The sequence below is a fragment of the Nocardia sp. NPDC051750 genome, from assembly GCF_044453135.1.
Classification (GTDB): domain Bacteria; phylum Actinomycetota; class Actinomycetes; order Mycobacteriales; family Mycobacteriaceae; genus Nocardia.
In genome coordinates, this window is sequence record NZ_JBITCK010000004.1 from 307,800 (window position 1) to 334,147 (window position 26,348).

At 67.8% G+C, this 26,348-nt stretch carries 26 protein-coding genes and 1 pseudogene; 14 read left to right on the forward strand and 13 right to left on the reverse strand.

Translation table 11 applies throughout. From position 1 onward, the window contains the following. The first annotated feature begins 51 nt into the window (after positions 1–51). On the forward strand, positions 52–1,515 hold the full coding sequence (locus ACIA75_RS19815) for a serine/threonine-protein kinase (RefSeq protein WP_397105944.1): 1,464 nt from the start codon (positions 52–54) through the stop codon (positions 1,513–1,515). Positions 1,516–1,520: 5 nt separating this feature from the next. Here ACIA75_RS19815 and ACIA75_RS19820 read toward each other — a convergent pair whose 3' ends face one another. Beyond that, positions 1,521–1,961, reverse strand: a complete 441-nt coding sequence (locus ACIA75_RS19820) for a hypothetical protein (protein WP_397105946.1) — start codon at positions 1,959–1,961, stop codon at positions 1,521–1,523. A gap of 341 nt (positions 1,962–2,302) precedes the next feature. Here ACIA75_RS19820 and ACIA75_RS19825 point away from each other — a divergent pair, with 341 nt between their 5' ends. Next, entirely contained in the window at positions 2,303–3,445 is a 1,143-nt protein-coding gene (locus tag ACIA75_RS19825; RefSeq protein ID WP_397105948.1) for a methyltransferase, read from the forward strand. Positions 3,446–3,681: 236 nt separating this feature from the next. Next, the gene (locus tag ACIA75_RS19830) at positions 3,682–4,875 is read left to right on the forward strand and encodes an MFS transporter (protein ID WP_397105950.1); all 1,194 of its coding nucleotides are present in this window, start codon (positions 3,682–3,684) and stop codon (positions 4,873–4,875) included. On the opposite strand, the gene ACIA75_RS19835 is transcribed toward ACIA75_RS19830, so the two are convergent. Then, positions 4,856–5,716: a helix-turn-helix domain-containing protein gene (locus ACIA75_RS19835; protein ID WP_397105953.1), complete on the reverse strand. Its 861-nt coding sequence runs from the start codon at positions 5,714–5,716 to the stop codon at positions 4,856–4,858. The two genes, ACIA75_RS19830 and ACIA75_RS19835, sit on opposite strands and share 20 nt — an antisense overlap. A 228-nt stretch (positions 5,717–5,944) precedes the next feature. Here ACIA75_RS19835 and ACIA75_RS19840 point away from each other — a divergent pair, with 228 nt between their 5' ends. From ACIA75_RS19840 to ACIA75_RS19865, 6 genes are all read left to right on the forward strand, one after another. Further along, positions 5,945–6,460 (forward strand): YlcI/YnfO family protein, encoded by a 516-nt coding sequence (locus tag ACIA75_RS19840; RefSeq protein WP_397105955.1) that lies wholly within the window; start codon positions 5,945–5,947, stop codon positions 6,458–6,460. Between the two features lie 72 nt (positions 6,461–6,532). Further along, positions 6,533–7,378, forward strand: coding sequence for a DUF4097 family beta strand repeat-containing protein (locus tag ACIA75_RS19845; RefSeq protein WP_397105957.1), 846 nt, complete (start codon positions 6,533–6,535; stop codon positions 7,376–7,378). A gap of 29 nt (positions 7,379–7,407) precedes the next feature. Next, entirely contained in the window at positions 7,408–8,367 is a 960-nt protein-coding gene (locus ACIA75_RS19850) for an ATP-binding cassette domain-containing protein (RefSeq protein ID WP_397105959.1), read from the forward strand. Continuing rightward, positions 8,364–9,182 (forward strand): ABC transporter permease, encoded by an 819-nt coding sequence (locus tag ACIA75_RS19855; protein WP_397105962.1) that lies wholly within the window; start codon positions 8,364–8,366, stop codon positions 9,180–9,182. The genes ACIA75_RS19850 and ACIA75_RS19855 overlap by 4 nt, the downstream gene beginning before the upstream one ends. A 553-nt stretch (positions 9,183–9,735) precedes the next feature. Next, positions 9,736–10,143 carry a YciI family protein gene (locus tag ACIA75_RS19860; protein ID WP_397105964.1) on the forward strand — a complete coding sequence of 136 codons (408 nt, stop codon included), beginning with the start codon at positions 9,736–9,738 and terminating at the stop codon, positions 10,141–10,143. After that, positions 10,140–11,312 carry an RNA polymerase sigma factor gene (locus tag ACIA75_RS19865; protein ID WP_397105966.1) on the forward strand — a complete coding sequence of 391 codons (1,173 nt, stop codon included), beginning with the start codon at positions 10,140–10,142 and terminating at the stop codon, positions 11,310–11,312. Before ACIA75_RS19860 ends, ACIA75_RS19865 begins: the two co-directional genes overlap by 4 nt. Before the next feature lie 86 nt (positions 11,313–11,398). Here the strand turns inward: ACIA75_RS19865 and ACIA75_RS19870 are convergent, their stop codons facing one another. After that, complete coding sequence (locus ACIA75_RS19870) at positions 11,399–12,037, reverse strand: TIGR03086 family metal-binding protein (RefSeq protein ID WP_397105968.1); 639 nt, start codon at positions 12,035–12,037, stop codon at positions 11,399–11,401. Between the two features lie 62 nt (positions 12,038–12,099). Here ACIA75_RS19870 and ACIA75_RS19875 point away from each other — a divergent pair, with 62 nt between their 5' ends. Beyond that, the gene (locus tag ACIA75_RS19875) at positions 12,100–13,080 is read left to right on the forward strand and encodes a helix-turn-helix transcriptional regulator (protein ID WP_397105970.1); all 981 of its coding nucleotides are present in this window, start codon (positions 12,100–12,102) and stop codon (positions 13,078–13,080) included. 7 nt (positions 13,081–13,087) lie between these two features. Here the strand turns inward: ACIA75_RS19875 and ACIA75_RS19880 are convergent, their stop codons facing one another. Together ACIA75_RS19880 and ACIA75_RS19885 are read right to left on the reverse strand one after the other, a co-directional pair. Then, the gene (locus ACIA75_RS19880) at positions 13,088–13,483 is read right to left on the reverse strand and encodes a cupin domain-containing protein (RefSeq protein WP_397105972.1); all 396 of its coding nucleotides are present in this window, start codon (positions 13,481–13,483) and stop codon (positions 13,088–13,090) included. A 20-nt stretch (positions 13,484–13,503) separates the two neighbouring features. Continuing rightward, a complete protein-coding gene (locus ACIA75_RS19885; RefSeq protein ID WP_397105974.1) occupies positions 13,504–14,526 on the reverse strand; it encodes a zinc-dependent alcohol dehydrogenase family protein in 1,023 nt (340 codons plus the stop codon). A gap of 270 nt (positions 14,527–14,796) precedes the next feature. On the opposite strand from ACIA75_RS19885, the gene ACIA75_RS19890 reads away from it, so the two are divergent. Both ACIA75_RS19890 and ACIA75_RS19895 read left to right on the forward strand, forming a co-directional pair. Then, positions 14,797–15,663 carry a helix-turn-helix domain-containing protein gene (locus tag ACIA75_RS19890; RefSeq protein ID WP_397105976.1) on the forward strand — a complete coding sequence of 289 codons (867 nt, stop codon included), beginning with the start codon at positions 14,797–14,799 and terminating at the stop codon, positions 15,661–15,663. A gap of 78 nt (positions 15,664–15,741) precedes the next feature. Next, positions 15,742–16,248, forward strand: a complete 507-nt coding sequence (locus ACIA75_RS19895) for a nuclear transport factor 2 family protein (protein ID WP_397105978.1) — start codon at positions 15,742–15,744, stop codon at positions 16,246–16,248. Between the two features lie 66 nt (positions 16,249–16,314). Here the strand turns inward: ACIA75_RS19895 and ACIA75_RS19900 are convergent, their stop codons facing one another. From ACIA75_RS19900 to ACIA75_RS19920, 5 genes and pseudogenes are all read right to left on the reverse strand, one after another. Continuing rightward, entirely contained in the window at positions 16,315–16,761 is a 447-nt protein-coding gene (locus tag ACIA75_RS19900; protein ID WP_397105980.1) for a nitroreductase family deazaflavin-dependent oxidoreductase, read from the reverse strand. Between the two features lie 108 nt (positions 16,762–16,869). Beyond that, the gene (locus ACIA75_RS19905; RefSeq protein WP_397105982.1) at positions 16,870–17,928 is read right to left on the reverse strand and encodes a Gfo/Idh/MocA family protein; all 1,059 of its coding nucleotides are present in this window, start codon (positions 17,926–17,928) and stop codon (positions 16,870–16,872) included. A gap of 110 nt (positions 17,929–18,038) precedes the next feature. After that, positions 18,039–18,206 (reverse strand): annotated as a pseudogene (locus ACIA75_RS19910) (ribonucleotide-diphosphate reductase subunit beta); the annotation flags it as partial. Positions 18,207–18,237: 31 nt separating this feature from the next. Continuing rightward, complete coding sequence (locus ACIA75_RS19915) at positions 18,238–19,476, reverse strand: M24 family metallopeptidase (RefSeq protein ID WP_397105984.1); 1,239 nt, start codon at positions 19,474–19,476, stop codon at positions 18,238–18,240. 44 nt (positions 19,477–19,520) lie between these two features. Continuing rightward, positions 19,521–20,258, reverse strand: a complete 738-nt coding sequence (locus tag ACIA75_RS19920; protein WP_397105987.1) for an SDR family NAD(P)-dependent oxidoreductase — start codon at positions 20,256–20,258, stop codon at positions 19,521–19,523. 100 nt (positions 20,259–20,358) lie between these two features. Between ACIA75_RS19920 and ACIA75_RS19925 the strand changes: the two genes are divergently transcribed. After that, a complete protein-coding gene (locus tag ACIA75_RS19925; protein WP_397105989.1) occupies positions 20,359–21,294 on the forward strand; it encodes a helix-turn-helix transcriptional regulator in 936 nt (311 codons plus the stop codon). Between the two features lie 106 nt (positions 21,295–21,400). Here the strand turns inward: ACIA75_RS19925 and nrdF are convergent, their stop codons facing one another. The 3 genes from nrdF to ACIA75_RS19940 all read right to left on the reverse strand — a co-directional run bounded on the left by nrdF (position 21,401) and on the right by ACIA75_RS19940 (position 23,922). After that, complete coding sequence (gene nrdF / locus ACIA75_RS19930; RefSeq protein ID WP_397105991.1) at positions 21,401–22,363, reverse strand: class 1b ribonucleoside-diphosphate reductase subunit beta; 963 nt, start codon at positions 22,361–22,363, stop codon at positions 21,401–21,403. Between the two features lie 178 nt (positions 22,364–22,541). Beyond that, entirely contained in the window at positions 22,542–22,769 is a 228-nt protein-coding gene (locus ACIA75_RS19935; protein ID WP_397105993.1) for a hypothetical protein, read from the reverse strand. A gap of 109 nt (positions 22,770–22,878) precedes the next feature. Further along, positions 22,879–23,922, reverse strand: coding sequence for an ABC transporter substrate-binding protein (locus tag ACIA75_RS19940; protein ID WP_397106702.1), 1,044 nt, complete (start codon positions 23,920–23,922; stop codon positions 22,879–22,881). A gap of 361 nt (positions 23,923–24,283) precedes the next feature. Here ACIA75_RS19940 and ctaD point away from each other — a divergent pair, with 361 nt between their 5' ends. Further along, positions 24,284–26,023: a cytochrome c oxidase subunit I gene (ctaD, locus tag ACIA75_RS19945; RefSeq protein WP_397105996.1), complete on the forward strand. Its 1,740-nt coding sequence runs from the start codon at positions 24,284–24,286 to the stop codon at positions 26,021–26,023. Positions 26,024–26,348: the final 325 nt, after the last annotated feature.

Below are 26,348 nucleotides of genomic sequence, written 5' to 3' on the forward strand. Positions count from 1 at the left end.
CCCGGAAGACCGCGACCGGGGTGCGGGGGACACCGGCACGAAGGGGCGGATGTGGTTCTGCGCATCGGTGAGGACTTCGCGGGTTACCGGATCGACGGGGAACTGGGCCGCGGCGGAATGGGGGTGGTGTATCGCGCGGTTCACCCGCGACTGCCGTCGAAAACCGTGGCGCTCAAGGTGTTCGACATCGAGCGTGGCGGCCCCCGCGGACTCCACCTCTTCGGCAGGGAAGCCGATCTGGTGTGCGGGCTGGCCCATCCGAACATCGTTCGGGTCCACGATCGGGGGGATGCGGCCGACGGATTGTGCTGGATCGAAATGGAATACGTCGAAGGTGACAATGTCAGAGACATACTGCGCCGCGAACCCACCGGATTGGATCCGCAGCGCGCCGTCCGCTTCATCGCCGACGCCGCCGCCGGAATCGACCACGCGCACCGCAACAAGGTGGTGCACCGCGATATCAAACCGTCCAATCTGCTGGTCTCCACCGCCGACGGGGTCGAACGGGTACTGGTCGCCGATTTCGGTCTCGCTCGCAGCCTCGACGAGGAAGCCACCGTCACCGGTGGCGGGCAGCGGGAATACTCACCGCACTACGTCGCCCCGGAACGTTTCCTCAGCTCCCTGCCCGACCACCGCTCCGATGTGTACTCCCTCGGCGCGACCCTGTTCCAACTGCTCACCGGCTCTTTCCCCTACCCGAACCGTGGTGACCTGGAACTGATCCACGCGCACCGCTACGAACCCGTCCCGGTGCCCAGCCGGATCCGCCACGAACTGCCCACGGCTGTCGATACCGTGATCGCCCGGGCGATGGCGAAGGAACCGGATGACCGATACCAGAGCTGCGAGGAATTGGCCCTCGCCGCCGGTGCCGCCCTCTCCGGTGCGGAGATACCCGCCGCCTCCCCACCCGCCGACCCGGGACCGCCACCCGTCGCGACACCCGAGCCGATCGAACTCGAATCGGCCACCGGAACGGAAACTGTTGTCTCCCAAGGTGCTGCGTCCGAGCCTCGCGGCCGCTGGAGGCGAATCGGTGTCGCCCTCACGGCAGTGGCCCTCGTGCTCGCCGGCGGGTGGATTCTGATGGACCGGGCCGACCCCGCTCAGCGAACGCCCCCGGAAACCGGCACACCGCGCACCGGCGGTGTCTTCCTCACCGCCCGCTGTTACTGGACGGTCCGGCAACCCGTCGCCGCCGGAACCTACCTGGAACTGCCGTCCGGCAATGCCACCGCGGACGAACCGAATTGCATTCTCAACCTCGACGACAACACAGCCGCCGTGGCCTCCGTACAGCGCGCAATCACCCTGTGCCACAACGTCCCCGTGCAGGTGTCCGGCCGCTACGATTTCACGACCAAATCCGCTATCAGGCAGTTGCAGCAGAACGCGGGCGTCCCGGCCGACGGAATATACGGCCCGAAGACCCGCGCTACCGTCCTGCACTGGCCGGTGCTGCGGGAAGCGGACGGGGGCTTCGAAGGGGTATGCCGGAGCCCCCGCTGAACGCGCTACGGTCGTCCCGGGAACAGTTCGATCGTGGCCGCATCATCGTCGAAAGACAAGGGCCGCATAGTGATCGGAGTCGAACTACCCGTGCTGAGAGTGGTGGTGCCGCCTGCTCCGGTCGTACCGCGCAGAGTGGTGCCGGGGCCGTAGGCTTCCCAGGTCACCGAGTCCGACGTCACCTCGGACACGATCACCTCGGGAAAACCGAATACCGCGGCGTCGACGGGGATGGTGGCAGGCGCGGTCACGGTCAGGGTGCAGCTGCCGTCGAAACAGGGACCGAAATAACCGCTTTCGTCGACAGCCTGGAACGAAACGGTGGACGGGGCCGGGGCGGGTGCCGTACCGGTCGGCGTCGTGGTCGCTGGTATCGGCTCGCTCGAGGAATAGCCTGCTCCGCAGGCGGTGAGCGCAAGACCGAGTGTCAGTGCCGCGGCGGACACGATCGCACGGTGCGAGCCGCGGGTTACAGCGAGTGTGCGGTGGACAGGACGAGGAGACGGTAACGGAAACATAGGGTCGGATCCTTCGGCCGGAGGGTCGGTGGGGAAGTAGCCGAGACAGCACGGCGCGTCGCCGTGGCTCGACTGGGTGTGATCGTGTTGCCGATGCGGCCCGCAGGTTCGCGGACCCTCACTCCGGTATCCGAACCGGGAGCGGCGAACGTTATCGGCTACGCCGTGTGAGATCATGGGGGTCACACGACGGAGGGAATCGTCCCTGCCGGACTCCTGCATCGAAGCGATGCCGACCCGAGGCACCTTCGTTCTTTCAGGAGTGCACCATGACCACGATCAGCTGGACCGAGAACGGATCGGCCTTCTCGGCGCGCTGGCATTCCGAGAACGGGTCCCCGGCGCCTGCTCGCGTTGTCGTCGTCGACGATCGCACCAGCGCGAACGCTGCGCACCGCCTTGCCAGGGCGGAGACGGGTCTGCTGTGGCGGGGAGATTTCCACAATGCGCGCCAGCTCAGCCGGGCGCTGGAGCGTCGTCAGCAACGCAGTCCTCGCTCCGCCGCGGCGGGCGGTGATGTGGCGTCACTCTTCACCGGTCATCGTGCTACCCGGGCCGCGCGAGCCGAACTGCTGGGGAGGGTGCTGGTTGTCCTGGAGCCCGACTATTCCCTCGGGCTACGCCGGGCACCGGATGTGCGGAAGGCCTGTGATCACGCCTATGGCACCGGAGACCCGGCCGGCCGCGATACCGAGCGGACCTGCGTATCGCTACCGGAACTACTCGGTGTGCTCAGCGCCTACCAGTGGCATGTGAAAGGCGTCGATATCCCCGCGCTGGATGCACGCATCCATCCGGACTACGGCGTCTTCTCACCGGTCCGCGGCGAATACATCGATCTGGTCGCCCGAGCACCGTTACCGCCGGGCGTCGAGCAGCCGCAGGCATTCGACCTCGGCACGGGCACCGGAGTGCTCGCCGCCGTCCTCGCTCGCCGGGGCGCACAGGTGGTGGCCACCGATATCAACCGTCGTGCGGTGACGTGCGCGCGGGAGAACCTGCGGCGGCTCGGCCTGGCCGACCGGGCCCGGGTCGTCGAGGCCGACCTGTGGCCGGAGGGACGAGCCGACCTGGTCGTCTGCAACCCACCCTGGCTTCCCGCGCAGCCGACCTCCGCCCTCGAACTGGGAATCTACGACCCCGATTCCGAGATGCTCCGCCGGTTCCTGCACGGTCTCCCGGACCATCTCACGCCCGGTGGTGAGGGCTGGCTCATCCTGTCCGATCTCGCCGAGCGCCTCGGCCTGCGGACCCGCGCGGAACTCCGCACCCACATTGCCGACGCAGGTCTGCGCGTCGCCGGCCGCCACGACACCGCACCGCGGCACCCCCGGGCCACCGACGCCGCCGACCCACTCCATGAAGCCCGGCGGCACGAGGTCACCTCACTGTGGCGATTGGTGTGCGGGTGAGCAAGAAGACCCTGGTCGCCACGATCGGTGTCGCCGGCTGATCGGCGCATTCGGCTCCGCCGGGGACCTCTGCCGCCGGAATCGCCTGCCGGGCCGGCACTCGACTTCGGGTGGCAGTCGCGGAGAGGCGCTGCCGCGGCGCGCGTCCCGGTGAGCGTTCGGGAAACCTGGCGTTCGAGTCGGTTGTCGTGGCGTTTCGGTCGCGTGGCGGGCGGCGCTCGCTTGTTGTATCGGGCATGACAACGAGCACTCTCCCGACCGGCGCGGCGACGCCGGAATCGGCCCGGCGGGCGCGGCCTGCCTTGTTCATCATGTTCCTGGGCAGCTTTTCTCTGGTGACCGCCGAATTCCTGCCTCCCGGTGTATTGACCACGCTCGCCGAGGATTTGCGTGTCGCCGAGGGGGTGGTCGGGCTGTCGGTGAGCGCGACCGCGCTGACCGCGCTCCTGGCCGCGCTCGGGTTGAGTTCGCTGTTCCCCCGGGTCGACCGGCGCACCTTGCTGGTGGTGCTCACCGTCGGTGCCGCGGTGTCCAACCTCGTGGTGGCGCTGGCACCGAATATCGTTCTGTTGCTGATTGCGCGGCTGCTCCTCGGTGTGGCCGTCGGCGGTTACTGGTCGATGGCTTTGGTGATCGCGTCGCAGCTGGTGCCGGCGGCCAGGCTCGGTAAGGCGATGATGATCGTGAACGCCGGCACGACGGTGGCGACGGTGGCCGGTGTTCCGCTCGGTGTGCTGCTGAGTACCTTCGCCGGCTGGCGGGTGGTGTTCGTGGTCGCGGCCGGGCTGACTGTCGTCGCGGCGGTGGCGGTGCATCTGGTGCTGCCACCGATCGCGCCGACACCGGGTATCGGCTGGGCGGCCATGGGTGGCGCGCTGCGCGCCCCGGGAGTGGCGCTGGGTCTCGTCAGTGTGGTCGCCGTGATCGGCGGGCATTTCGCGGGGTACACCTATATTCGCCCGGCGCTGGCCGAGTTGCTCGGCGCCGGTCCGGCGGTGATCCCGGTACTGCTGGCATTGTTCGGAATCGGGGGCCTGTTCGGGAATTTCGTCCTCGGGGCGCTCGCTGATCGACGGCTCGGTGTGCTGCTGCCGGCGGTTCCGGCTGCTATCGGGTTGTCGCTGGTCGCGATAATCGCCTCCGGTGCCGTTCCGGCCCTGGGCTATGTGGCCGTGGTGCTGTGGGGTGCGGCGTTCGGCGGCATTCTCAACCTCGTGCAGGTGTGGGTGTCGCGGCTGCTGCCCGATCGGGTGGAGGCCGGCGGCGGGCTCGTGGTGGCCGGGTTCCAGCTGGCGATCATCCTCGGTTCCGCGGTCGGCGGCCGCGGGGTGGACAGTATCGGCCTGGCCGCGACCTACGGTCTGGCCGCCGTCGCGGCGGTGCTCGGCGGGATAGCGATCCGGGTCTCGCTCAGCCGGGCGCCGCGGTAGCGGTCTCCGCCGAGGACATATGGGCCGCACGCCGCCATTCGGACGGCGTGAGGCCCGTATGCCGTCGAAACGCCCGCCCGAACGCGGTATCCGATCGGTAACCGAGTCGCCGGGCCACCGCCCCCACCGAGGCATCTTTCTCGACCAGGAAGCGCTGCGCTCGTTCGACCCGCAGTTTCGTCAGATAGCGGCCCGGCGTGAGCCCGGTCGCCTCCTGAAACCGTGCCGCGAAACCGGATCTCGATGCCAACGCGACCCGTGCCAGCGCTTCGACGGTCCACTCCTGCCCGGGGTCGGCGTGCATAGCGGCCACCGCCCGCGCGACCCCCGGCTCGTTCACCCGCAACAGCCACCGCTTCGGGGCGCAGCCGCGGGAATGCCAGGATTCGATCGCCATCGACGCGATCAATGTCGCCACCCGGTCGCCCTGCACTCCGTTCGGGTCCGGGCATTCTTGGACCAGATGCTGCATCATCGTCGCGGCCAGCGACGCATGCCGGGTGAAGTCGGTCAGCAACACCCGTGGCGGGAGCGCATCCATGGCACTGCCCGTGCCTACCGGCGTGAGCTGTATCCGCAGCACCTGAGCTTCCGACAGCGCATTGAGCGCGAACCGGACGTCGTGCGGAACGAACAGGAAATCCCCGTGTGCCAGATCCTCGGCGTCACCGAGACCTTCGACCCGCACCAGCCCTTCGGAGACGATGAGCGCACTCGGCTCGCCGGCCAGAAACTGCCATCGACCCGGTTCGAACGTGAAGACATCCCGCCGGACGAACCGCCACTGCAGATCTGCCAGCACGTCCTCGAGTCCCCGCCCGCCCGGATCGACCACTGTCACTGCGCACACCCTTCTCGGTGCCGATCTTGCCGGATTCACGGTATCAAGACCGGCGGGGCCCGACCGTCCGGCGAGGGCCGTTGCTCAGGTTCGCCCGCCTGACTCAAGGGTCGAATATTAGCTCTGAACTGCAGTTATTATCCATAAGGCGCCCAAGTGGCGCCGGTCCGCGCCAAATTTGAGCCATTGTGGCTTGCGATGGCGCCATATCGGTGCCATACTGGTGCCATGGACTTGACCAGCTACGTGAGCAACCTCGGACGTGAATTCGCGACACTCGCCGAAGCCGGTGGTGACGAATCCCGCGCGTTGGTCGAGCGCCTGACCGGGTCGCTCGAATCGGCGATCCGGATGACCTTGCTGGACGCGTTGTCCGCCGCCGCCGACGAGATCACCCGCGACCTGGCGCCGGGTTCGGTGGAGGTGCGGCTGCGGGGACGCGACCCGAATTTCGTTGTCACCACGCCGCCCACCGAACCGGTCGAGGTGACCGCCGCGAAGGACGATCCGGCGCCGGTGGACAGTGCACCGATCTCCGAGGACGGCCCGACCGCGCGGATCAATGTCCGGCTCCCGGAACAGCTCAAGACCGCGGTCGAGGAGGCCGCCGCGAAGGAAGGTCGCTCGGTCAACGCGTGGCTGGTCCGTGCGGCGTCGGCCGCGCTGCGGCAACCCGGCCGCGAACAGCCCGCCGAACCGCGCGGCACGAAGACCACCCAGCGGCTCACCGGTTGGGTGCGCTAGCTACCCGCCGCCCACTACACCACGCCCCCGACCTGCGGGGACGCATCACCTACTCCTATTGAGGGGACAGCTATGCCCACATTCGAAACACCCGAACCGATTGCCGTGACCGTCGAGCTCGGCGTCGGCAATCTGCGGATCACCGCGAGCGACCGCGCCGACACAGTCGTCGACGTACGGCCGAGCGACGAATCCGATGAATCCGACGTGCAGGCCGCGCAGCGGGTCCATGTCGACTACGCGAACGGCGCGCTGCAGATCACCGGGCCGAAAGCGCGGATGTTCGACTTCTCCCGCAAGACCAGGTCGGTGGAGGTGACTATCGACCTGCCCCAGGGTTCGCACGTGACCGGCAACGTGGAGATGGGCCACCTCACCGGCACCGGCCGGCTCGGCGAATGCCGGTACAAGACCGGTGCCGGGAACATCCGGCTCGACCGGACCGGCCCCTTGCGGTTGGACACCGGGGCCGGCCAGCTCACCGTCGGCGATGTCGTGGGCAGCGCCGAAATCCACACCGGCACCGGGAAGGTCAGTCTCGGCGAGGTCGAGGGCTCGGTGGTCGTGAAGAGCTCCAACGGTGACATCGTCATCGGCGCGGCCGCCGCCGACACCCGGGTACGCACGGCGAATGGCGATATCTCCGTCGACCGGGCCGGTGCGGGGGTCGAAGCGAAGACGTCCAGCGGCACCATTCGCCTCGGTGAGGTGGCTCGCGGCTCGGTCGAACTCGGGACCGCCATGGGCGAACTGGAGATCGGTATCGCTGAGGGCACCGCCGCCTGGCTGGATGTGAACACCTCGTTCGGCCACGTGCACAACCTGCTGGACAGCGCCGCTCAACCCGAAAAGTCCGACGAAACCGTCGAGGTGCGGGCCCGCACCGCATTCGGCGATATCACGATCCGCCGTTCCTGAACCACTACCGGCTCTGAAGAAGGAAGAACATGACCACCGGACAATCTCAACCGGCCATCGCGGTGACCGGATTGCGCAAATCGTACGGCGACCACGTCGTCCTCGACGGTATCGACCTGAATGTCCCGCAGGGAACGGTGTTCTCGCTGCTCGGCGCGAACGGCGCCGGGAAGACAACCACCGTGAAGATCCTGTCCACCTTGATCGGCGCCGACGGCGGGGAGGTCCGAGTCGCCGGTCACGACGTCACCCGGGAAGCCGACGCGGTGCGTGCCGCGATCGGTGTCACCGGCCAGTTCTCGGCGGTGGACAATCTGCTCACCGGCCGGGAGAACCTGCTGATGATGGCGGATCTGCACCACCTCGGCCGCGGCGACGGCCGGCGTCGCGCCGCCTACCTGCTCGACCAGTTCGACCTGGTCGACGCGGCCGGAAAGCCGGTCTCGACCTATTCGGGAGGCATGCGGCGCCGACTCGACCTCGCGATGACCCTGGTCGGCAGCCCGCGGGTGATCTTCCTCGACGAGCCGACCACCGGCCTCGACCCGCGCAGCCGCCGTGCCATGTGGCAGATCGTCCGGGATCTGGTGGCCACCGGCGTCACCATCTTCCTGACCACCCAGTACCTGGAGGAAGCCGACGAACTGGCCGACCGGATCGCGGTCCTCGACCACGGCCGGCTGGTCGCCGAGGGAACCGCGGACGAGCTCAAACGCCGCATCCCCGGAAGCCATATCCGGCTGCGGTTCGCCGACGCCCGCGGCGTCGACGCGGCTGTCCGGGTGCTGGGCCAGGTTTCGCGCGACAACGACGCGCTCGCCCTGCGCGTGCCCGGCGACGGCAGCCTCCGGTCCCTCGAGACCTTGATCGGCCGGCTCCGCGAGCACGCCATCGAGGTCGACGAACTCTCCGTGCACACACCCGATCTCGACGATGTCTTCCTCGCTCTCACCGGCAATTCCGACAACCAGAAGGTGACCTCCCGATGAGCACCCCCGCCCTCGCCGCCCCGGCGAACCTCAGATTCCACCCGCTGCGTGATTCGGCGACGATGCTGCGCCGCAACCTCAAACATATGCTGCGGTACCCGTCGATGACCGTCATGCTCATCGGGATGCCGGTCGTATTCCTGCTGCTGTTCGTCTACGTGTTCGGCGGCACGATGGGTGCCGGGCTCGGCGACGGGTCGGGAGGACGCGGCGCGTACGTCGACTACGTTTCCCCCGCGATCATCCTGATGACCATCACCGCCGCTGTTCAGGGAACAGCGATCTCGGTCGCGATGGATATGACCGAGGGCATCATCGCGCGATTCCGGACCATGCATATCGCCCGCGTCTCCGTGCTCACCGGACACGTTCTCGGCAGTCTCATCCAGACCGTGCTCAGTATCGCGGTCGTCATCGGGGTCGCGCTGCTCGTCGGCTTCCGGCCCACTGCAAGCCCGGCCGAATGGCTGGCCACGGCCGGTTTCCTGGTGGTGGTGACCTTCGCGCTCGTCTGGTTGTCCGTGGCGCTCGGACAGGTCAGCAAAACTGTCGAGTCCGCAAGCAATGTGGGTATGCCGCTGCTCCTGCTGCCCTTCCTCGGCAGCGGGTTCGCTCCGACCGACTCCATGCCTGCCGGGCTGCGCTGGTTCGCCGAGTACCAGCCGTTCACGCCGATCATCGAAACCCTGCGCGGCCTGCTCCTGGGTACCCCGATCGGGAACAACGCGTGGATGGCGCTCGGCTGGTGTGCCGTCATCACCCTCGGTGGATACCTCTGGTCGAAGAAGCTGTTCAATCGCGAATACACCGGTTAGTGGCACGGTTCCCGGTCAACCGGTCTGCTCCGGATGACGCCGCACACTGACACCACCGGTCGTCCGGTGTCCCGCACAATCACGCGGGACACCGGACGATCTGTCGTATCGGTTCAGCGGCCGGGGTCCGGTGGCGGATACTGCGGTGCCGGAAACTGCTGCGGCGGACTCTGCGGTGCCGCGAATTGCTGTGGCGGATACTGCGGGGGCGCGTACTGCATGCCGTACGGGGCCGGCCGACCGGGGCGACCGGCGGAAACGGATCGCGCGATTCCGCTGACGACACTGGCGAACAGCGCGGCGAACAGGAACAGCACTGTCGCCAGGTGGGCCCAATGGAAACTGAACGCCTCCGATATCGCCTTCCGACTCGTGCGAGGTGAGAGCGATCTTCCTCGCCGCCGGCAACCCGGATCGCGCGTCGCCGGCGGCGCGGTGAACAGACCCGGCAAAAAAAGTTCGAAAAAGTTCGGTGGTGGATGTCGAGAACGTCGTGACGGTTCCGTCCCAGGGGTGATCGACCAACTAGGGTCGCATCCGAAGGGAGAATGTCATGGCCAAGTACCTGCTGCTCAAGCACTACCGCGGCGCCCCGGCGTCCGTCAACGACGTGCCGATGGACCAGTGGACGCCCGCCGAGATCGAAGCGCATATGCAGTACATGCAGGACTTCGCGGACCGCCTGGAAGGTAGCGGCGAATTCGTCGACGGCCAAGCGCTGGCGGCGGAGGGCGCATGGGTCCGGTACGACGGTCCGGGCAAACCCCCGGTGACCGACGGCCCGTTCGCGGAGACCAAGGATCTGATCGCGGGCTGGATGATCATCGACGTCGACTCCTACGACCGTGCCGTCGAGCTGGCCGGTGAGTTGTCGGCGGCGCCCGGTGCCGGCGGTAAGCCGATCCACGAGTGGCTGGAAGTCCGGCCGTTCCTGACCGCCCCGCCGACAGTCACCGAATGACGGCTGCCGGCGCGGTGGACGAGGCACAGCTGCGGGACCTGATCCCCGGCGTCCTGGCGGCCCTCGTCCACCGCGGGGCGGATTTCGCGACCGCCGAGGACGCCGTTCAGGAAGCATTGATCCGGGCCGTCGAGACGTGGCCGGACCGGCGTCCCGACGATCCCAAAGGGTGGCTGATCACCACGGCGTGGCGTTGTTTCGTCGATCTCGCCCGATCCGAGAGCGCACGCCGGAATCGGGAGATGCGGGTTTCCGATCAGCCGCCACCCGGCCCGTCCGCCTCCGTCGACGAAACGCTGCAACTCTACTTCCTGTGCGCGCACCCGAGTCTCACACCGTCCTCGGCGGTCGCCCTGACGCTGCGCGCCGTCGGCGGCCTCACCACCCGCCAGATCGCGCAGGCCTACCTCGTCCCCGAAGCGACGATGGCGCAGCGGATCAGCCGGGCCAAACGCACCGTCGGCGCGGTGCGGCTGGACCGTCCCGGTGATCTCCACACCGTGCTGCGGGTGCTCTACCTGGTGTTCAACGAGGGATACAGCGGCGATCTCGACCTCGCCGCGGAAGCGATCCGGTTGGCCCGGCAGCTGGCCGCGACCACCGACGATCCCGAGGTCGCGGGCCTGCTCGCCCTGTTCCTGCTGCACCACGCGCGGCGTCCGGCCCGCACCCGGGCCGACGGCAGCCTGGTGCCGCTGGCCGAGCAGGACCGTAACCTCTGGCGGCGCGATCTGATCGCCGAGGGCGTGGTCGTGCTCCAGGCCGCGCTGGTCCGCGACCGGCTCGGCGAATACCAGGCACAGGCCGCCATCGCGGCGCTGCACGCCGACGCGCAGGCAGCCGAGGAAACCGATTGGGTGCAGATCGTCGAGTGGTACGACGAACTGGTCCGGCTCACCGACAGCCCGATCGCGCGGCTCAACCGGGCTGTCGCCGTCGGCGAGGCGGACGGACCACGGGCGGGGCTCGCCGCACTCGCCGAACTCGACCCCGAACTCCCGCGATACACCGCCTCGGCCGCCTACCTCCACGAGCGAGCCGGCGACACCGCCACGGCGGCGCGGCTCTATGCCGAGGCCGCCGCACAGGCGCACAATCTCGCGGAACGCAACCACCTCACCCTCCGGGCGGCGACCCTCCGCCACCGTCCCTCGGTCCGAGAGGACTGAGCGCCCGTACCGTCTCTCGACGTCGTGGTCGTGCCGGGCCACATGCGGGGGCGGGGTCTGCCACCCGCTCGCGGGACGGGACGTCGCTATGCCGGTGCTGACGAGCCCAGGCCGACCGCCGGTGCTGCTGTGGATTCCGCCCTGCTGATCGGCCATGAGCGCCCGAGAAACGCCGCCAGTCGTTCGGTGGGCCCGGCCTGGGCCCGTGGCTCGACCGGAGAGCCGAACGGCGAGCCCGGTCCGCGGAACGCCCCGGACAGGGCCCGGTCGGCGACGGCCTGTGCCTTGGCGGCCAGTGCCGGGTGTGCCTCGGCGTTCTGCCCGGTGGCCACGGCCAGATCCCAGCCGTGCGCGACGGTTTCCATGAGGTAGGCGCCGACCGCGAGCCCGCCGGGGGCTTCACCCCAGGGGGCGGTGACCGTGCTGGTCAGGAGCGTATCGTCGGCCCACCGGTCGAGTGCGGCGGTCGCCCGTTCCAGGTAATCCGCGCCGGGCCGGTTCTCGTCGATATCGGCGCGGGCGGGCAGCCTGCGGGGGTCTGCGCCGTCGGCCGACGCCGCGATCTTGGCGGGGTGGCAGGAGAGGTGTGCGAGGAGGGCGCGGACGTCGAATTCCGCGCAGGGCGTCGGGCCCGTCCACTGCGCGGGCTCCACCGCGTCCATGAGCCCGGCTACCCACCGGTGAGCCGCGGCGAGGTCTGATCGGAAATCCGGAATCTGTGTCATGGCATCAGTCTCCGACCCATCAGGTGACATCTGATGTCACCTTTCCGTGGGATTCTGGAGGAGTGCGCGCGGACCGGCTTCTCCAGATCGTCCAGTTGCTACGACGGCACGGGACGATGAGTTCCGCGGAGTTGGCTCGTCGGCTCGAGGTCACCAAACGGACCGTGCTGCGCGATATGGACGCGCTGTCGACCGCCGGTATCCCGGTGTACGCCGAACGCGGCCGGGGCGGCGGATTCGCGCTCGTCCCGGGTTTCGAACCCGATGTCGAACAGCTCACCAGTGCGGAGGCCAGGGCATTGTTCGTCGCCGGCGGTCGCGGCACGGCCGATGCGCTCGGGCTGGGTGGATCGTTCTGCAGCGCACTCCACAAACTCGCCACCGCCCTCCCGGACGATGAGCACCGCCTGGTCACCCATGTCCGCGAGCGGATCGTTCTCGACAGCGGCGGCTGGCACCGCGACCCGGACACTCTCGACGCGCTGGCCGAGGTCCAGGCAGCGGTCCTGGACGACGAACGGATCCGGATCCGCTACCGGTCGAAGGCCGCCGCCGCGCCGGGGGACCGGACCGTCGACCCGTGGGGGCTGCTGCAGGTCGGCACGACCTGGTACCTCGTCGCCGCGCACCGCGGCCGCCCGCGCAGCTACCGGATTTCCCGGATCAGCGCGGTGCGGCGGCTGGGTGAGCCGAGCCGGCGACCACCGGACCTGGATCTACCGGCCGTGTGGCAGCGGATGCGCGACGATTTCCGCCGCGCTCCCTCGACCGAGATCGTGCTGCGGATCCACCCGCCGCGGATTCCGATGGTGCTGCGGTCGCTCGCGGTGACCACCCTCGGCGATCCGGAACCTGTCGCAGGAGATCCGGATGTCGTGAGAATCCGGGTTCGCAGTGTGCGTGCCGCGGCAGCCATGCTGGTGGGCTTCGGTGCCGAGGTCGATATCATCGGCCCGGAAATACTGCGCGACACCGTCATCGCGCTCGCCGAGGAAGCGCACCGGCACCACCGGAACACCGCTCGGGATACCGGGCGGCAATGACCGGCGATCAGAGATGGGCCGCGGCTCGGTTGTAGTCGGCAGCAGTGACCGGTTCGGCCCAGACCACATCGTCGCCTTCCCAGAGTGCGAGGTGGGTCATGAAGTGGTCGGGCCCGGCGCCGTGCCAGTGTTCCTCACCCGGCGGGCACCACACGGTGTCGCCGGGATTCAGGACGGCGACCGCGCCGGCGCGGGTGACGACCAGCGTGGTCCCTTCGGTGACGTGCAGGGTCTGGCCGAGACCGTGGGTATGCCAGTTCGTGCGGGCACCGGGGGCGAAGTGCACGGCATTGAGCCGGGCCCGGGAAGGATCTTCGCCGCGGTAGATGGTGTCGAACCAGACGGGACCGGTGAAGATTTCGGCGGGTGCTTTGGTGGTCGGCGGCTTACCGAGTGTGTCCATGGGTTCTCCCAGGTTGTGTGTCAGACGGTCAGCAGGACTTTGGTGGCGCGGCGTTCGTCCATCGCGCGGTAGCCCTCGGCGGCCTCGTCGAGCGGCAGGGTCAGGTCGAAAACCTCACCGGGGTCGATGTCGCCGCGGACGATGAGGTCGATCAGGTCGGGCAGGAAACGGCGAACCGGCGCCGGGCCGCCGTGCAGGTGGACGCCCGAGAAGAACAACTGCATACCGTCGAGCTCGACACCGTGGGCGACACCGACATAGCCGACGTGCCCGCCGGGACGGGTGGCGTGGATGGCCTGCTCCATGGACTCCTGGGTGCCGACGGCCTCGATCACCGAATGCGCCCCGAGCCCGCCGGTGAGCTCCTTGATTCTCGTCACGCCGGCCCGGCCGCGTTCTTCGACGATATCGGTGGCGCCGAACTTGCGGGCCAAGGCCTGGCGGTCGGCGTGACGGCTCATTGCGATGATCCGCTCGGCGCCGAGTTGTTTCGCGGCCAGCACAGCGAGCAGCCCGACGGCGCCGTCGCCGACGACCGCGACCGTTTTCCCGGGTCCGGCCTCGGCGGCCACCGCGGCGAACCAGCCGGTACCGAGCACATCGGAGGCCGCGAGCAGGCTCGGGTACTGCGCGGGACTCGGTGTGCCGGGGACGGTGACCAGGGTGCCGTCGGCGAGCGGAATACGGGCTCGCTCCGCCTGGGTACCGATCGCGCCCATCGGCACGCTGTGCACGCAGCGGCTCTGATAGCCGGCCCGGCAGATCTCGCAGGTGTTGTCGGAGGCGAAGAACGAGCCCACGACGAAATCGCCGACCGCGACGTTGTGTACGTCCGAGCCGATCTCTTCGACGACACCGATGTATTCGTGCCCCATCGGCGCGGGTCCTTCGGTCTCCTCGATGCCCCGGTAGGGCCACAGATCCGACCCGCAGATGCAGGTGGCGGTAATCCGGATGACCGCGTCGGTGGGTTCGACGATCGTCGGGTCCTCACGTTCTTCGACCCGCACGTCGCCGGGGGCGTACATGATGACTCCACGCATTTTCAGGTTCTCCTTCACCGATGTTTTCCGGGATCGTCCCGTTGCCGGGCCGCCACCTCGCGGCACCACGCGGTGGCGTGACCAGGCAGAGACCGCGCCGAGCGGGTACCCATCTGATCGGCGGATCACCGGGGCCGCGGCCCGGGACGTAGGGCGGTTGTCCGCCGGTGGGACCAAGTCAACCCCGGTGACGGCGATCCGGGGAGTCTCCCTCGAGAGGTGTACCCGCAGGGCACCCCACCTGCGGTGACGCCGTCCTACGCTGTGGGTATGGGCAACCGGGAGGAAGTGCGCGAGTTCCTGATGTCGCGGCGGGCCAAGATCACCCCCGACCGAGCGGGACTTCCGGCGGCACCGAATCGCCGCGTTCCCGGATTGCGGCGGTCGGAGGTCGCGGCGCTGGCAGGGGTCAGCGTCGAGTACTACGCCAAACTGGAACGCGGTGCCATCGCGGGCGCCTCCGCATCGGTCCTGGACGCGATCTCCCGGGCGTTGCAACTCGACGACACCGAACGCGCCCACCTCCTCGACCTCGCCCGCGCCGCCGACGGAATCCCGACCTCGGGCCGCACCCGCCGCCGCGCCGCCAAACACGCCGTGGCCCGCCCGAGCCTGCAGTGGGCGGTGAACAGTATCCGCGACGCGGTCGCCTTCGTCCGCAACCCCCAGCAGGACCTCCTGGCAACCAACGAACTCGGCCACGCCTTCTACTCACCGTTGCTGGGTACCGCCGGACGCACCCCGAACCTGGCACGCTTCCAGTTCCTCGACCCCGCCGCCCGCGACTTCTACCCCGATTGGGACCTGTTCGCCGAAATGTGTGTGGCGATCATGCGCACCGAAGCCGGCCGCGACCCTCACGACCGCGGCCTGCAGGACTTGGTCGGCGAACTCTCCACCCGCAGCGAAACCTTCCGCCGGCTGTGGGGCACCCACGATGTCCGAACGCACGGCTCGGGCACCAAACGTTTCCACCATCCCGAAGTCGGCGAACTGGTCCTGGCCTACGAAGAACTCGCCATCACCGCCGAACCCGGCCTCATCCTCATGATCTACACCCCCGAACCCGGTTCCCCCTCCGCCCAGCGCCTGCAGATCCTCGCCTCCTGGGCGCGCACAGCAGAACCCGCTCCCTGAGGGACCCTTGGATACACTCCGCCAGGACACCCGCCGCCGTCCCGGCGCGGCGGCCGAACTCTGCTACCGAGGAGAACTATGTCGCCTGCACCGCTACCGCAATCCGAGGAAGCCGATCTGGCTGGGCGGGTTGCGCGGCTCGAGGCCGTCGAGGCGATCAAGGCACTCAAGCATCGGTACCTGCGGGCCTGTGATGCCAAGGACCCGAAAGCATTTCGGGACTGTTTCGTGGCGGCGGGAGCGGCGGTCGACTATGGGGTGCTCGGATCGTTCGATGCCGACGGGATGGCGGCGGTGTTCGAGAAGATCGCCTTGCAGAAGGTCGACGGGAAGAATGTGATCCTCGATATGCATCACGGGACGCATCCCGATATCACCGTCCACGACGAGACACATGCGTCCGGACAGTGGACGCTGAAGTTCCGTCAGGTGAATCTGATCGAGAACACCGAGACGGTGATCACGGGCGAGTACGACGACGAGTACGTCGTCGAGAACGGCCGCTGGAAGATCGCCGCCTGCCGGTTCCAGCAGTACTGGTCGATCACCCGGCCGGTCGACGACACCTGCCGGGTCGTCCAGTAATTTCGCGCAGGCCACAGGCGGTGGCGCGAATCAACAGGGATCCCCGGCCTTTTCGATGAGCCGGCGTCAGGCGTCGTCGATCCGGAAGAGCACGCACCGGCCGGCGAGTGCGGCGAACTCGTCCGGGTCGTCGCTGGTCACCACCCCGGACTTGATCATGACCGGGACACCGGTGGGCACGAGTCGGGGGAATTCCCGCAGTACCGGAACGCTCTCGGCCGCGGGGATCTCCACCAGCCGCACCGTCCGTGTGCGCCGCCCCACCTTCAGTTCCGCGGTGCCGGCGGCCTGCACGTTCTTCACCCAGTCCGCACCGGGAATACCACCCAGAACGTATTCGACGCCGTCGTATTCGAACGGTGTCACCGGCGTGGTCCGGGGTTTCCCCGATTTACGGCCGGGAACGGTGAGCAACGGCATCGGCAGGGAAACGCCTATGCGGCTGACTGCAACCATGGCGCGGTTCATCGGTTTGAGCCAGCGGGGAATTCTGACGCTGTCGCCACCTGCCATTGCGTACTCCTCCCGATCGGGCGTCTCGTCCACGCCCCGCAATCGATAGCGAGCCGCGTGGTGCGGCCCGCGCTCTCGCAGCGTAGCGGCCCATGACGTCTGCTGATGCTATGGAGTGGAGGTGAGGTCGGGGATCGGTGTCGGGTGGGAGTTGTTGCGCAGGGACTGTGCGCCGAGAATGCCGACCAGGGAGGCGGCTACGGCGGGTCGCACGGGTATCAGCGGGGGTTCGCCGTATTCGACCGTGGCCCGGAAACCCTCGAGCACCCGGACCGTGCCCACGGCCTTCGGCTCGACGGTGGCACCGTCGAGCAGGAGGGGCGCGGGTGTGCGCTCCTGTTCGCGCGCAACGTCTTCGGCGGCGGCCCATGCCTCGTGCCGGACCCGGACCGACCACGCGCGGTCACCCGCGGCGCGTACCGACTCGGCGAGGCCCTCGGTACCGCGCACCGAAACCCAGCTCCAATGACTGTCGGGCTCACCCTGGAGGAATCCGTGCCGGGTGACTGCCAGCCCGCCGCCGGTGAGTCGCACCAGCAGCACCACGGCCGCACGAGGATCGGCGGAATCCACCGGGAACGCCGTGACCTCGGTCGGTAGCTCACCGGTAAGGGCGAGGACCGGGGACACCGTGTGCGTACAGTAGGCCGTCGGCGCGATCCGGCCGCGCCAATGGCCCGGGTCGCGGATCAGGGCGGTGACGTCGCCGGGGGACATCCCGTGCAGGTAATCGGCCTCGACCAACGTGATACGGCCGATCTCCCCGGCGTCCACGGCATCGCGAACGAGCTGGACATGCGGGTGGAACACATAGTTCTCGGCGAACGAATATGTTGCGGCGGAACGCTGTTCGGCTGCGATGAGGGCCTGTGCTTCGTCCACGCTCGCACACGCCGCGGACTCGGAGAGAACATGCACACCGTGATCCAGGAAGGCGATCGCCGGCGGTGCGTGTTCGTCGAAGTTGTTGGCCAGCACCACGCCGTCGAGGTCCTCGTGCAGCAGCTCACGCCAGTCCTCGGCCAGCGTGATGCCGGGCAGTTGTGCGGCCGCTTCGGCGCGCCGGTCGGGATCTCGATCGCAGCCCACCACCACGTCCATTCCCAACCGGCGGCACCACGTAGCCAGATACAGACCCATCCGCAATCCGACCACACCCACGCGCATGGTCCCGCACGGTAGTGAGCGGGTGTCTGCTTCGCCAGCAGATTTCTACCGCACCCTCCGGCGGGCCTGCTGTCGCAGTATTGCGGTTCCGGCAGGCAGGCCGGCCCGGGTCAGAAGTCCCAGTCTTCGTCCTCGGTGTTGACCGCTTTACCGATCACGTAGCTCGAGCCCGAGCCGGAGAAGAAGTCGTGGTTCTCGTCGGCGTTGGGGGAGAGGGTCGAGAGAATGGCCGGATTGACGTCGGTTTCGTCCTTGGGGAACAGGCCCTCGTAGCCGAGTTCATCAGCGTCTCGCACGACCGCCCGCAGTTCAGCGCGGCATCTCTGCCGCCCGGAGGATCTGTGCCGTGTACGGGTTGAGCTCGATCGGCTCGTCCGCACCGACGATCACGGTGCCGCCGAGGTAGGCAAGGTGCCGTCCGAAGACGTAGTTGGGCTCCAGGGCAAAGGTCATCCCGGGTTCTAGCGCCAGATCGCCGGAGAGGGTCGGATGGTCGGCCTCGGGCGGGTAGGCCCGCGCGCCGGCCAACCGCCGACTGGCGTCCGCGGCGAAACCGCTGAGCGCGATCATCGGGTTGAGCGCGTGGAGGCAAGGTCCGAACTCCCAGCCGCCCGCATCGCGCAGCGGCTCGCGGAGGGCGTCGACCGCCTCCCCGAAGGTCCGGCCGGGGCGCAGCACCTGTAGGCACGCGTCGTAGGCCGCGCGGGCGACCTCGGCCGCCCGATGCAGGTCCTCGTGTGGTTCGCCGATGGTGATCGTGGCCTGGTGCTGGGTATGGCGGCCGCCGAAATTGCTGAACACTTCGGCGGAGATCGTGTCACCGTCCTGCAGGATGCGGGGAGATTGTGGGCGGTAACCCCACTGCGGCAAACCCGATGCGAGCGGATCAGGGCCCGACCAGAAATGCATGGCTGCGGGAATCGTTCCGCGCATGTATCCCGCGGCCATACCCGCCGCATACACCTCGCTCTCGGAAACACCTGCTGCGGCAGTGTCGACCATGGCACGCACCATATCGTCGCCAATGCTCGCAGAGTGGCGGACGACGGCTATTTCTTCGGGGCTGAGCGGCATGATGAGCCGAGACAGGGCCATGGCTACCGGCTCGAACCGCACACTGGGGAACTCCTGCAGGATGGTGTTCCACAACCGGTAAGGCACGATGCCCTCGGGGTGCCAGGGGGGATAAACCTCCAAGCCGACCACCCCGATCGTTGCCTGCGCCAGCGCCGATTCGTTGAGAGCCTCAGCGATCGCGCGGGAATCGCGAGACGCTCGAATGTTTTCCGGCGGGATCCAGATGATGTCGCCTCGACGCGCGGATTCGAGGTGGTCCTTTGTGAACATCTCCATGGGAAACAGTGCGACCGGGTCGGCGTCACGGTGGAAGAGGACTGTCGTCCCGGCTCGTCCGTTGGTGAACCACGTGTCGTAAGCGAACGGGGCTGGTCCGGCGTCTTCGTGCTCGCCGAAGACGAGCAGCGCGTCGAGGCCTTCGCGCCGCATGAACGCACGCGCCAGGTTCCATCGGCGATCACGTTCGGCCATCGAGAATGCCGGTACCGCTGGGTGCTCCATCGCGTTCGTCCCGCTTACCACGGGAGGGCGCCGAGACGGTCGCGGTACTGCGCGGTGTGCCCGGGTGAGGTGGTCGCGAACTCGACGATGGCGTCGGTGCCCTCGGTGACCGTCTGGGTTCCCTGGTGGGCGTTGAGATCGGTGGCGGTGAAACCGGGATCGGCCAGGTTGAAGCGCACATCCGGAATACCCTTGGCGTACTGGACGGTGATCATGTTCAAGGCGGCCTTGGAGACCGGGTACATCAAATGTGGGAAGGTCGACTCCTTGCGCTCGGGGTTCGTCGTGATCGTCAGCGAACCGGCGCCGCTGGAAACCATCACCACTCGCGGATCGTGGGCGGCCCGCAGTAGTGGCAGGAACACGCCGGTCACGCGGATCGGACCGAGCACGTTGACGCGGAACACCGGAATGAGGTGCTGCGGCAATGTTTCCTCGGGACCGATGAGCTCGCCGGTGATCCCGGCGTTGTTGACGAGGACGTCGAGGCGATCGGTGTGCTCGCGGACAATCCGGGCAGCCTCGGTGACCGAATCGTCGGAGGTGACATCCAGCTGCACGAAGGTGACGTCCGCGCCGCCGGCGCCGAGCCGCTCCGCCGCTCGGCGCCCGCGGGTCTCGTCCCGTGCGCCGAGGAAGACCCGCCAGCCGAGTTCGCCGAGGCGGCGCGCCGTCTCGTAGCCCAGGCCCTTGTTGCCGCCCGTGATCAGGACGGTGGTTGTGCTGTTCGAGGTGTTGTGTTGTTCGCTCATGCCTTCACGGTGTCTCGAGGACGCACCGCTATCCAGGTACGTGTGAGAGGGGGAGCGGCCGTACCAGGATCCGCCGCGTCGAGGGGAGGAAGATGGACCCATGGATCGCGTCGAGCTCGCCCGCCTTCTCAAGGCCGCCCGCGCACGAATCGCGCCCGAGGAGGCCGGCCTGCCGGCCGGCCCGCGGCGACGCGTAACCGGTCTGCGTCGTGAGGAGGTGGCCCAGCTCGCCGGGCTGAGCGTCGAGTACGTGACCCGCCTCGAACAGGGCCGCGGACCGCAACCGTCCACCCAGGTGCTCACGGCACTGACCCGGGTACTGCGGCTCGAGCGCGACGAACGCGACCAGGTGTTCCGCCTCGCCGGTAGTTCACCGCCGCTGGCCGGCCGGGTCGAGATGTCGATCCGGCCGAGCGTCCTGCGGCTGCTTCAACGGCTCACCGGCCTGCCCGCGATGGTGCTGTCCGCCAAGGGAGACGTACTGCTGCAGAACCAGACGGCAGTGTCGTTGCTCGGCGACCTCTGTCGCTGGCCGGTGGCGCAACGCAACCTGGTCTGGCAGCGATTCCTCGGTGCCGGTGTTACTCGCGTCGCGGTGCGGCCGGCGGAGGACGAAGCGTCGGCGCGGCAGGCGGTCGGGATGCTGCGTACCGCACTCTCGCGCTACCCGCACGACCCGGATGTACGCGCGCTGATCGAGGAGCTGATTGCCGGCAGTGAACGGTTCTGGAGCATGTGGGAGCAGGGGCGCTCCACGATGTCGCGGTCGATGCACAAGACGATCGACCACCCCGAGCTCGGGTATCTCACGCTGGACTGCGACACCCTGCTGCTTCCCGACACCGATCAATCGATGATCGTCTACTCCGCCGCCGAGGGCACGCGCGAGGCCGCTGCCCTGGAAACACTCCGCGTCAACGGCACCGGACAGAGATGCGATCCGGGCCTCGAAGTGCCGGCAGTCGCCGGTGCTGCACCTCGGAAAGACATTCCCGCGCATCACCTCGCCCTGGGGCACGTATACGGCGTGAAATGACTTACCTTCGCCCGGCTTGCGATCGCGGCCTAGCGGTTACGTACGACACCCAAGACCGAGCCGCCCGACGCGGCTCGCTCGCTCAGCGAAGTGGGTTCGGCCCGGGTCAGAAGTCCCAGTCTTCGTCCTCGGTGTTGACCGCTTTACCGATCACGTAGCTCGACCCCGAGCCCGAGAAGAAGTCGTGGTTCTCGTCGGCATTGGGGGACAGTGCGGACAGGATGGCCGGGTTGACTTCGGTTTCGTCCTTGGGGAACAGGCCCTCGTAGCCGAGGTTCATCAGGGCCTTGTTGGCGTTGTAGCGGAGGAACTTCTTGACGTCCTCGGTGAGCCCCACCTCGTCGTAGAGGTCCTGGGTGTACTCGACCTCGTTGTCGTACAGCTCGAACAGCAGCTCGAAGGTGTAGTTCTTCAGCTCGTCGCGTTCGGCCTGGGTGACCTGCTCGAGGCCGCGCTGGTACTTGTAGCCGATGTAGTAGCCGTGGACGGCTTCGTCGCGGATGATCAGGCGGATCATATCGGCGGTGTTGGTGAGCTTGGCCCGCGACGACCAGTGCATCGGCAGGTAGAAGCCCGAATAGAACAGGAAGCTCTCCAGCAGCGTCGACGCCACCTTGCGCTTGAGCGGATCTTCGCCGCGGTAGTACTCCAGCACGATCTCGGCCTTGCGCTGCAGATTGCGGTTCTCCTCCGACCAGCGGAAGGCATCGTCGATCTCGCGGGTGGAGCACAGGGTGGAGAAGATGGAGCTGTAGCTCTTGGCGTGCACCGATTCCATGAACGCGATATTGGTGAGCACCGCCTCTTCGTGCGGGGTCAGGGCATCCGGGATCAGGCTGACGGCGCCGACGGTGCCCTGGATGGTGTCGAGCAGGGTGAGGCCGGTGAACACCCGCATGGTGAGTTGCTTCTCGTCCGGGGTGAGGGTGTTCCAGGAGGGGATGTCATTGGACACCGGCACCTTCTCCGGGAGCCAGAAGTTCCCGGTGAGCCGATCCCAGACCTCGGCGTCCTTCTCGTCGGGTACCCGATTCCAGTTGATGGCCGAAACCCGATCGATGAGCTTCATGCTGCTTCCACACCCTTCCCGACGAATCCGACGACAACCCTGCCAACGCTGCGCGTGCCGTAACACTACCCCTTGTGGGGCGGATAGCCGAGCGCCACCACAAGTTGTGTTTCAGGTGTCGAATGCGCTAGGGGAACGGGGACTTCGGCGCGCTCCGACCGCAGGCGCCGAGCGTACTTCAGTCGTCGGGGGGAGGTTTGCGGCGGCCGCCGGATCCGTCGTCCCCCGAGGGGGACGGTGACATGGCCAGGCCGAATGCCAGGCCGAACCCGATGCCGAGACCGATACCCACGGCGAGATTGTCGAGAACCGCCAGGCCCAGGCCGATCCCGATCGCCAGGCCGATGGCGATTCCGATACTCAGCCGGTATGCGAGTGAGCGTTCGCCGGCAGCGTTATCGCCCATACTTCGACGGTACCGGCGACTTGGTCGTTTACCTGCTGTTACACCATTTCGCTATGGTATCGAGGCGGTCGCGAGCGGGTGTCCCGGACGTTGTCCGCGCACCGGGGCGTCACTCCAGGACGTAGGCGTTGAGGCTGTCCCGGATATCGCTGAGGACCGCGCGCGCCGACGTCAGGCCGGTGGTGTGCCAGAGCGCGTCGTCGACCACGAAGGTGCGGCCGTCGGACACCGCGCCCAGGTCCTCCCACTCCGTCGACCGCATCACCGATTCGCCGTGTTCCCGGCCCTCCGGGCCGGCGAACATGACATAGATGAGGTCGCCCTCCGCGGTGACCGGATCGGACTCGTCCACCGGGGCGGACGTCTCGCGCTGTGCGCTGGGCCGTTGGGCGCCGGTATCGGCGAGGACCTGCGCCGCGAAGGTTTCACCGCCCATGGTTTCGGTGCCGGTGGCGTTGAAACGGACGAGAGACGCCTGGGTCATCGCGGCATTGATCGAGGTACCGGTATCGGCGGCCTCGGTGCGATAGGCGTCGAGTGCCGCCTTGCCGGCGCCGGCGCGGCCCATGGCACCCGCGAACGCGCTGAACTGCTCCTCCCAGGTGTGATCGGTTCCGACCAGGACCGTGGGCGCGATAGCGCTCAGCGCGGCGTAGTCGGCGCGGCCGGTCGGGACCTCGCCGACGATGAGATCGGGATCCAACTGGGCGATGAGCGCCGGGTCGGGATCGGTGACCGGGCCGACACCCGGGATCTCCAGCACGCCGTAGCCCAGATAGCCCGGCTGCGGGGCCGGCCCGGGGACAGTGGTCGCGCCCACGACCCGCTCCCACAGGCCGACGGCGCAGGTCGCGTCCAGGGCGGAGGTGCTCAGCACGACGATGCGCTGCGGGTCGGCGGGCACCCGGGATTCGCCGGACGCATGGTGGACGGTGCGGGTGGGGCCGACGGCCGGATCGGGGGCGGTGGGGAGCGAACAGGCCTGGGTGGTGTCCCGTTCGATCCCGACCACGCCGGCGCCCGCGATCTTCGTGGTGGTGCGGATGATCGACGCCGAATTATCGGGTTGGCTCGCGCACCCGGCCACCGTCACCGCGAGGCAGGCGAGTGCGACGCCCGCGAATCGGCGGGCGCGGCGGGCCCGTGCGGAGATCCGGGGATTACGCACGGCTGGGGTACGGACAGCGGGGCTCACCGGCATGCCGGGAAGGGTACATGCCCACCGGGATTCACTGCGCGCCAGCGGTGACCGCCCATCCGTGAGTACGGGCCATCCGCTGCTCGTGACCGCTGCTCCGGTGCGCGCGTGCGCGCGGAGAGGGCAGGTGGCGCGGTCGCGGGAGATCGACGACAGGCCTGAGTACGACACAGAGTAGGACCCGTTGGCCCCTCTCTCGACGGACGGTTTACGATTCGAGAAGCGCAAGCTAACCGTTGGCTGTCCCGTGCGACGGGGCAGCGGGCAAACAGTGGAGCCTGCGGAGCGACCCTAAAGGCACCTTTCAGGAGGATCAGTGACTGCCGTAGAGCCCAAGCCAGTCCCACAGGGGGTGGAAGCGACTCGGCCATTCCCGGCGCGACTGGGGCCGAAGGGGTCGTTCATATACAAGATGGTGACCACCACGGACCCGAAGGTCCTGGGCGTCATGTATCTGACCACCTCGATGGCGTTCTTCCTCATCGGCGGCCTGATGGCCCTGATGATGCGCGGTGAGCTCGCTCGCCCGGGTCTGCAGTTCCTCTCGCCCGAGCAGTTCAATCAGCTGTTCACCATGCACGGCACGATCATGCTGCTGTTCTACGCGACCGCGATCGTGTTCGGTTTCGCCAACATCATCCTGCCGCTGCAGATCGGCGCCCCCGACGTCGCCTTCCCGCGCCTGAACGCCTTCAGCTACTGGCTGTACGCGTTCGGCGCCACCATGGCGACCGCGGGCTTCATCACCCCGGGCGGCGCCGCGGACTTCGGCTGGACGGCGTATGTGCCGCTCACCGATATCCTGCACTCGCCGGGTGTGGGCACCGACCTGTGGATCCTGGGCCTGGCCGTATCCGGTCTGGGCACCATCCTCGGCGGTGTGAACATGCTGACGACCGTGGTCTGCCTGCGCGCTCCGGGTATGACCATGTTCCGGATGCCGATCTTCACCTGGAACATCGCCGTCACCAGCGTGCTCGTACTGCTGGCCTTCCCGCTGCTGACCGCCGCCCTGATGGCGCTGGCCTACGACCGGCACCTGGGCGGTCACATCTACGATCCGGGCACCGGCGGCATCCTGCTCTACCAGCACCTGTTCTGGTTCTTCGGGCATCCCGAGGTGTACATCATCGCGCTGCCGTTCTTCGGCATCGTCTCCGAGGTGTTCCCGGTGTTCAGCCGGAAGCCGATCTTCGGCTACACCACCCTGGTCTACGCGACCCTGGGTATCGCGGCCCTGTCCATCGCGGTGTGGGCGCACCATATGTACGCCACCGGCGCGGTGCTGCTGCCCTACTTCTCGTTCATGACCTTCCTGATCGCGGTCCCGACCGGTGTGAAGTTCTTCAACTGGATCGGCACCATGTGGAAGGGGCAATTGACGTTCGAATCACCGATGTTGTTCTCGGTGGGCTTCCTCGTCACCTTCCTCTTCGGTGGTCTGTCGGGTGTCATCCTGGCCAGCCCGCCGCTGGACTTCCACGTCACCGACTCCTACTTCGTGGTCGCGCACTTCCACTACGTGCTCTTCGGCACGATCGTGTTCGCCACCTACGCCGGTATCTACTTCTGGTTCCCGAAGATGACCGGCCGCATGCTCGACGAGCGCCTCGCCAAATGGCACTTCTGGACGACGTTCCTCGGCTTCCACCTCACCTTCCTGGTGCAGCACTGGCTGGGTGCCGAGGGTATGCCCCGGCGGTACGCGGACTACCAGGCCGGTGACGGGTTCACCACGCTGAACACGGTCTCCACGATCGGCGCGTTCGTCCTGGGTGCCTCGATGCTGCCGTTCCTGTGGAACGTCTTCAAGAGCTACCGCTACGGCGAAGTGGTCACCGTGGACGACCCGTGGGGTTACGGCAACTCGCTGGAATGGGCCACCAGCTGCCCGCCGCCGCGGCACAACTTCTACGAACTGCCGCGGATCCGGTCCGAACGTCCCGCCTTCGAGCTGCACTACCCGCATATGGTCGAGCGGATGCGCAAGGAAGCGCACGTCGGATTCAACGGCGGGGCCAAACACCACCCCGAGGAGACACTGGTCAAGTCCTGACCGCTCCCGCAGTACGGATGCGCCCGTCGGCCCAGGTCGGCGGGCGCGCCTGCGTTTCCGGCCCGTGGGGATCCGGGGGGCGTCGGCAGTTGGCCGACAGCAGGACGCTTAGATGGTGATGGGCCCTGCACTGATCTTCAGGTCCCGCAGTGGGCGCAGCGCAGCGCCTTACCTTCGGTTGGCTACATCTGTGGTTCGGGGCCCGTCTCGATTCTGGAGCGACAGAGCGGGGTAGCGAAGCGGAGGAGCGGCGGAGTGAAGAATCGAGACACGAGGGGGCCCCGAACCCCGCGCCGCCGGAGGCGGCGCCATGTAACAGAGAGTG

Excerpts from the sequence above, each read along its gene's own strand:
- ACIA75_RS19915 (WP_397105984.1), bottom strand. The coding sequence starts at position 19,476 with ATGGCCGAACGTGATCGCCGATGGAACCTGGCGCGTGCGTTCATGCGG.
- ACIA75_RS19865 (WP_397105966.1), top strand. The coding sequence starts at position 10,140 with ATGACGGCTGCCGGCGCGGTGGACGAGGCACAGCTGCGGGACCTGATC.
- ACIA75_RS19845 (WP_397105957.1), top strand. The coding sequence starts at position 6,533 with ATGCCCACATTCGAAACACCCGAACCGATTGCCGTGACCGTCGAGCTC.
- ACIA75_RS19905 (WP_397105982.1), bottom strand. The coding sequence starts at position 17,928 with ATGCGCGTGGGTGTGGTCGGATTGCGGATGGGTCTGTATCTGGCTACG.
- ACIA75_RS19890 (WP_397105976.1), top strand. The coding sequence starts at position 14,797 with ATGGGCAACCGGGAGGAAGTGCGCGAGTTCCTGATGTCGCGGCGGGCC.
- ACIA75_RS19925 (WP_397105989.1), top strand. The coding sequence starts at position 20,359 with ATGGATCGCGTCGAGCTCGCCCGCCTTCTCAAGGCCGCCCGCGCACGA.
- ACIA75_RS19850 (WP_397105959.1), top strand. The coding sequence starts at position 7,408 with ATGACCACCGGACAATCTCAACCGGCCATCGCGGTGACCGGATTGCGC.
- ACIA75_RS19880 (WP_397105972.1), bottom strand. The coding sequence starts at position 13,483 with ATGGACACACTCGGTAAGCCGCCGACCACCAAAGCACCCGCCGAAATC.
- ACIA75_RS19860 (WP_397105964.1), top strand. The coding sequence starts at position 9,736 with ATGGCCAAGTACCTGCTGCTCAAGCACTACCGCGGCGCCCCGGCGTCC.
- ACIA75_RS19920 (WP_397105987.1), bottom strand. The coding sequence starts at position 20,258 with ATGAGCGAACAACACAACACCTCGAACAGCACAACCACCGTCCTGATC.
- ACIA75_RS19825 (WP_397105948.1), top strand. The coding sequence starts at position 2,303 with ATGACCACGATCAGCTGGACCGAGAACGGATCGGCCTTCTCGGCGCGC.
- ACIA75_RS19855 (WP_397105962.1), top strand. The coding sequence starts at position 8,364 with ATGAGCACCCCCGCCCTCGCCGCCCCGGCGAACCTCAGATTCCACCCG.
- ACIA75_RS19840 (WP_397105955.1), top strand. The coding sequence starts at position 5,945 with ATGGACTTGACCAGCTACGTGAGCAACCTCGGACGTGAATTCGCGACA.
- ACIA75_RS19830 (WP_397105950.1), top strand. The coding sequence starts at position 3,682 with ATGACAACGAGCACTCTCCCGACCGGCGCGGCGACGCCGGAATCGGCC.
- ACIA75_RS19900 (WP_397105980.1), bottom strand. The coding sequence starts at position 16,761 with ATGGCAGGTGGCGACAGCGTCAGAATTCCCCGCTGGCTCAAACCGATG.
- ACIA75_RS19935 (WP_397105993.1), bottom strand. The coding sequence starts at position 22,769 with ATGGGCGATAACGCTGCCGGCGAACGCTCACTCGCATACCGGCTGAGT.
- ACIA75_RS19870 (WP_397105968.1), bottom strand. The coding sequence starts at position 12,037 with ATGACACAGATTCCGGATTTCCGATCAGACCTCGCCGCGGCTCACCGG.
- ACIA75_RS19885 (WP_397105974.1), bottom strand. The coding sequence starts at position 14,526 with ATGCGTGGAGTCATCATGTACGCCCCCGGCGACGTGCGGGTCGAAGAA.
- ACIA75_RS19895 (WP_397105978.1), top strand. The coding sequence starts at position 15,742 with ATGTCGCCTGCACCGCTACCGCAATCCGAGGAAGCCGATCTGGCTGGG.
- nrdF (WP_397105991.1), bottom strand. The coding sequence starts at position 22,363 with ATGAAGCTCATCGATCGGGTTTCGGCCATCAACTGGAATCGGGTACCC.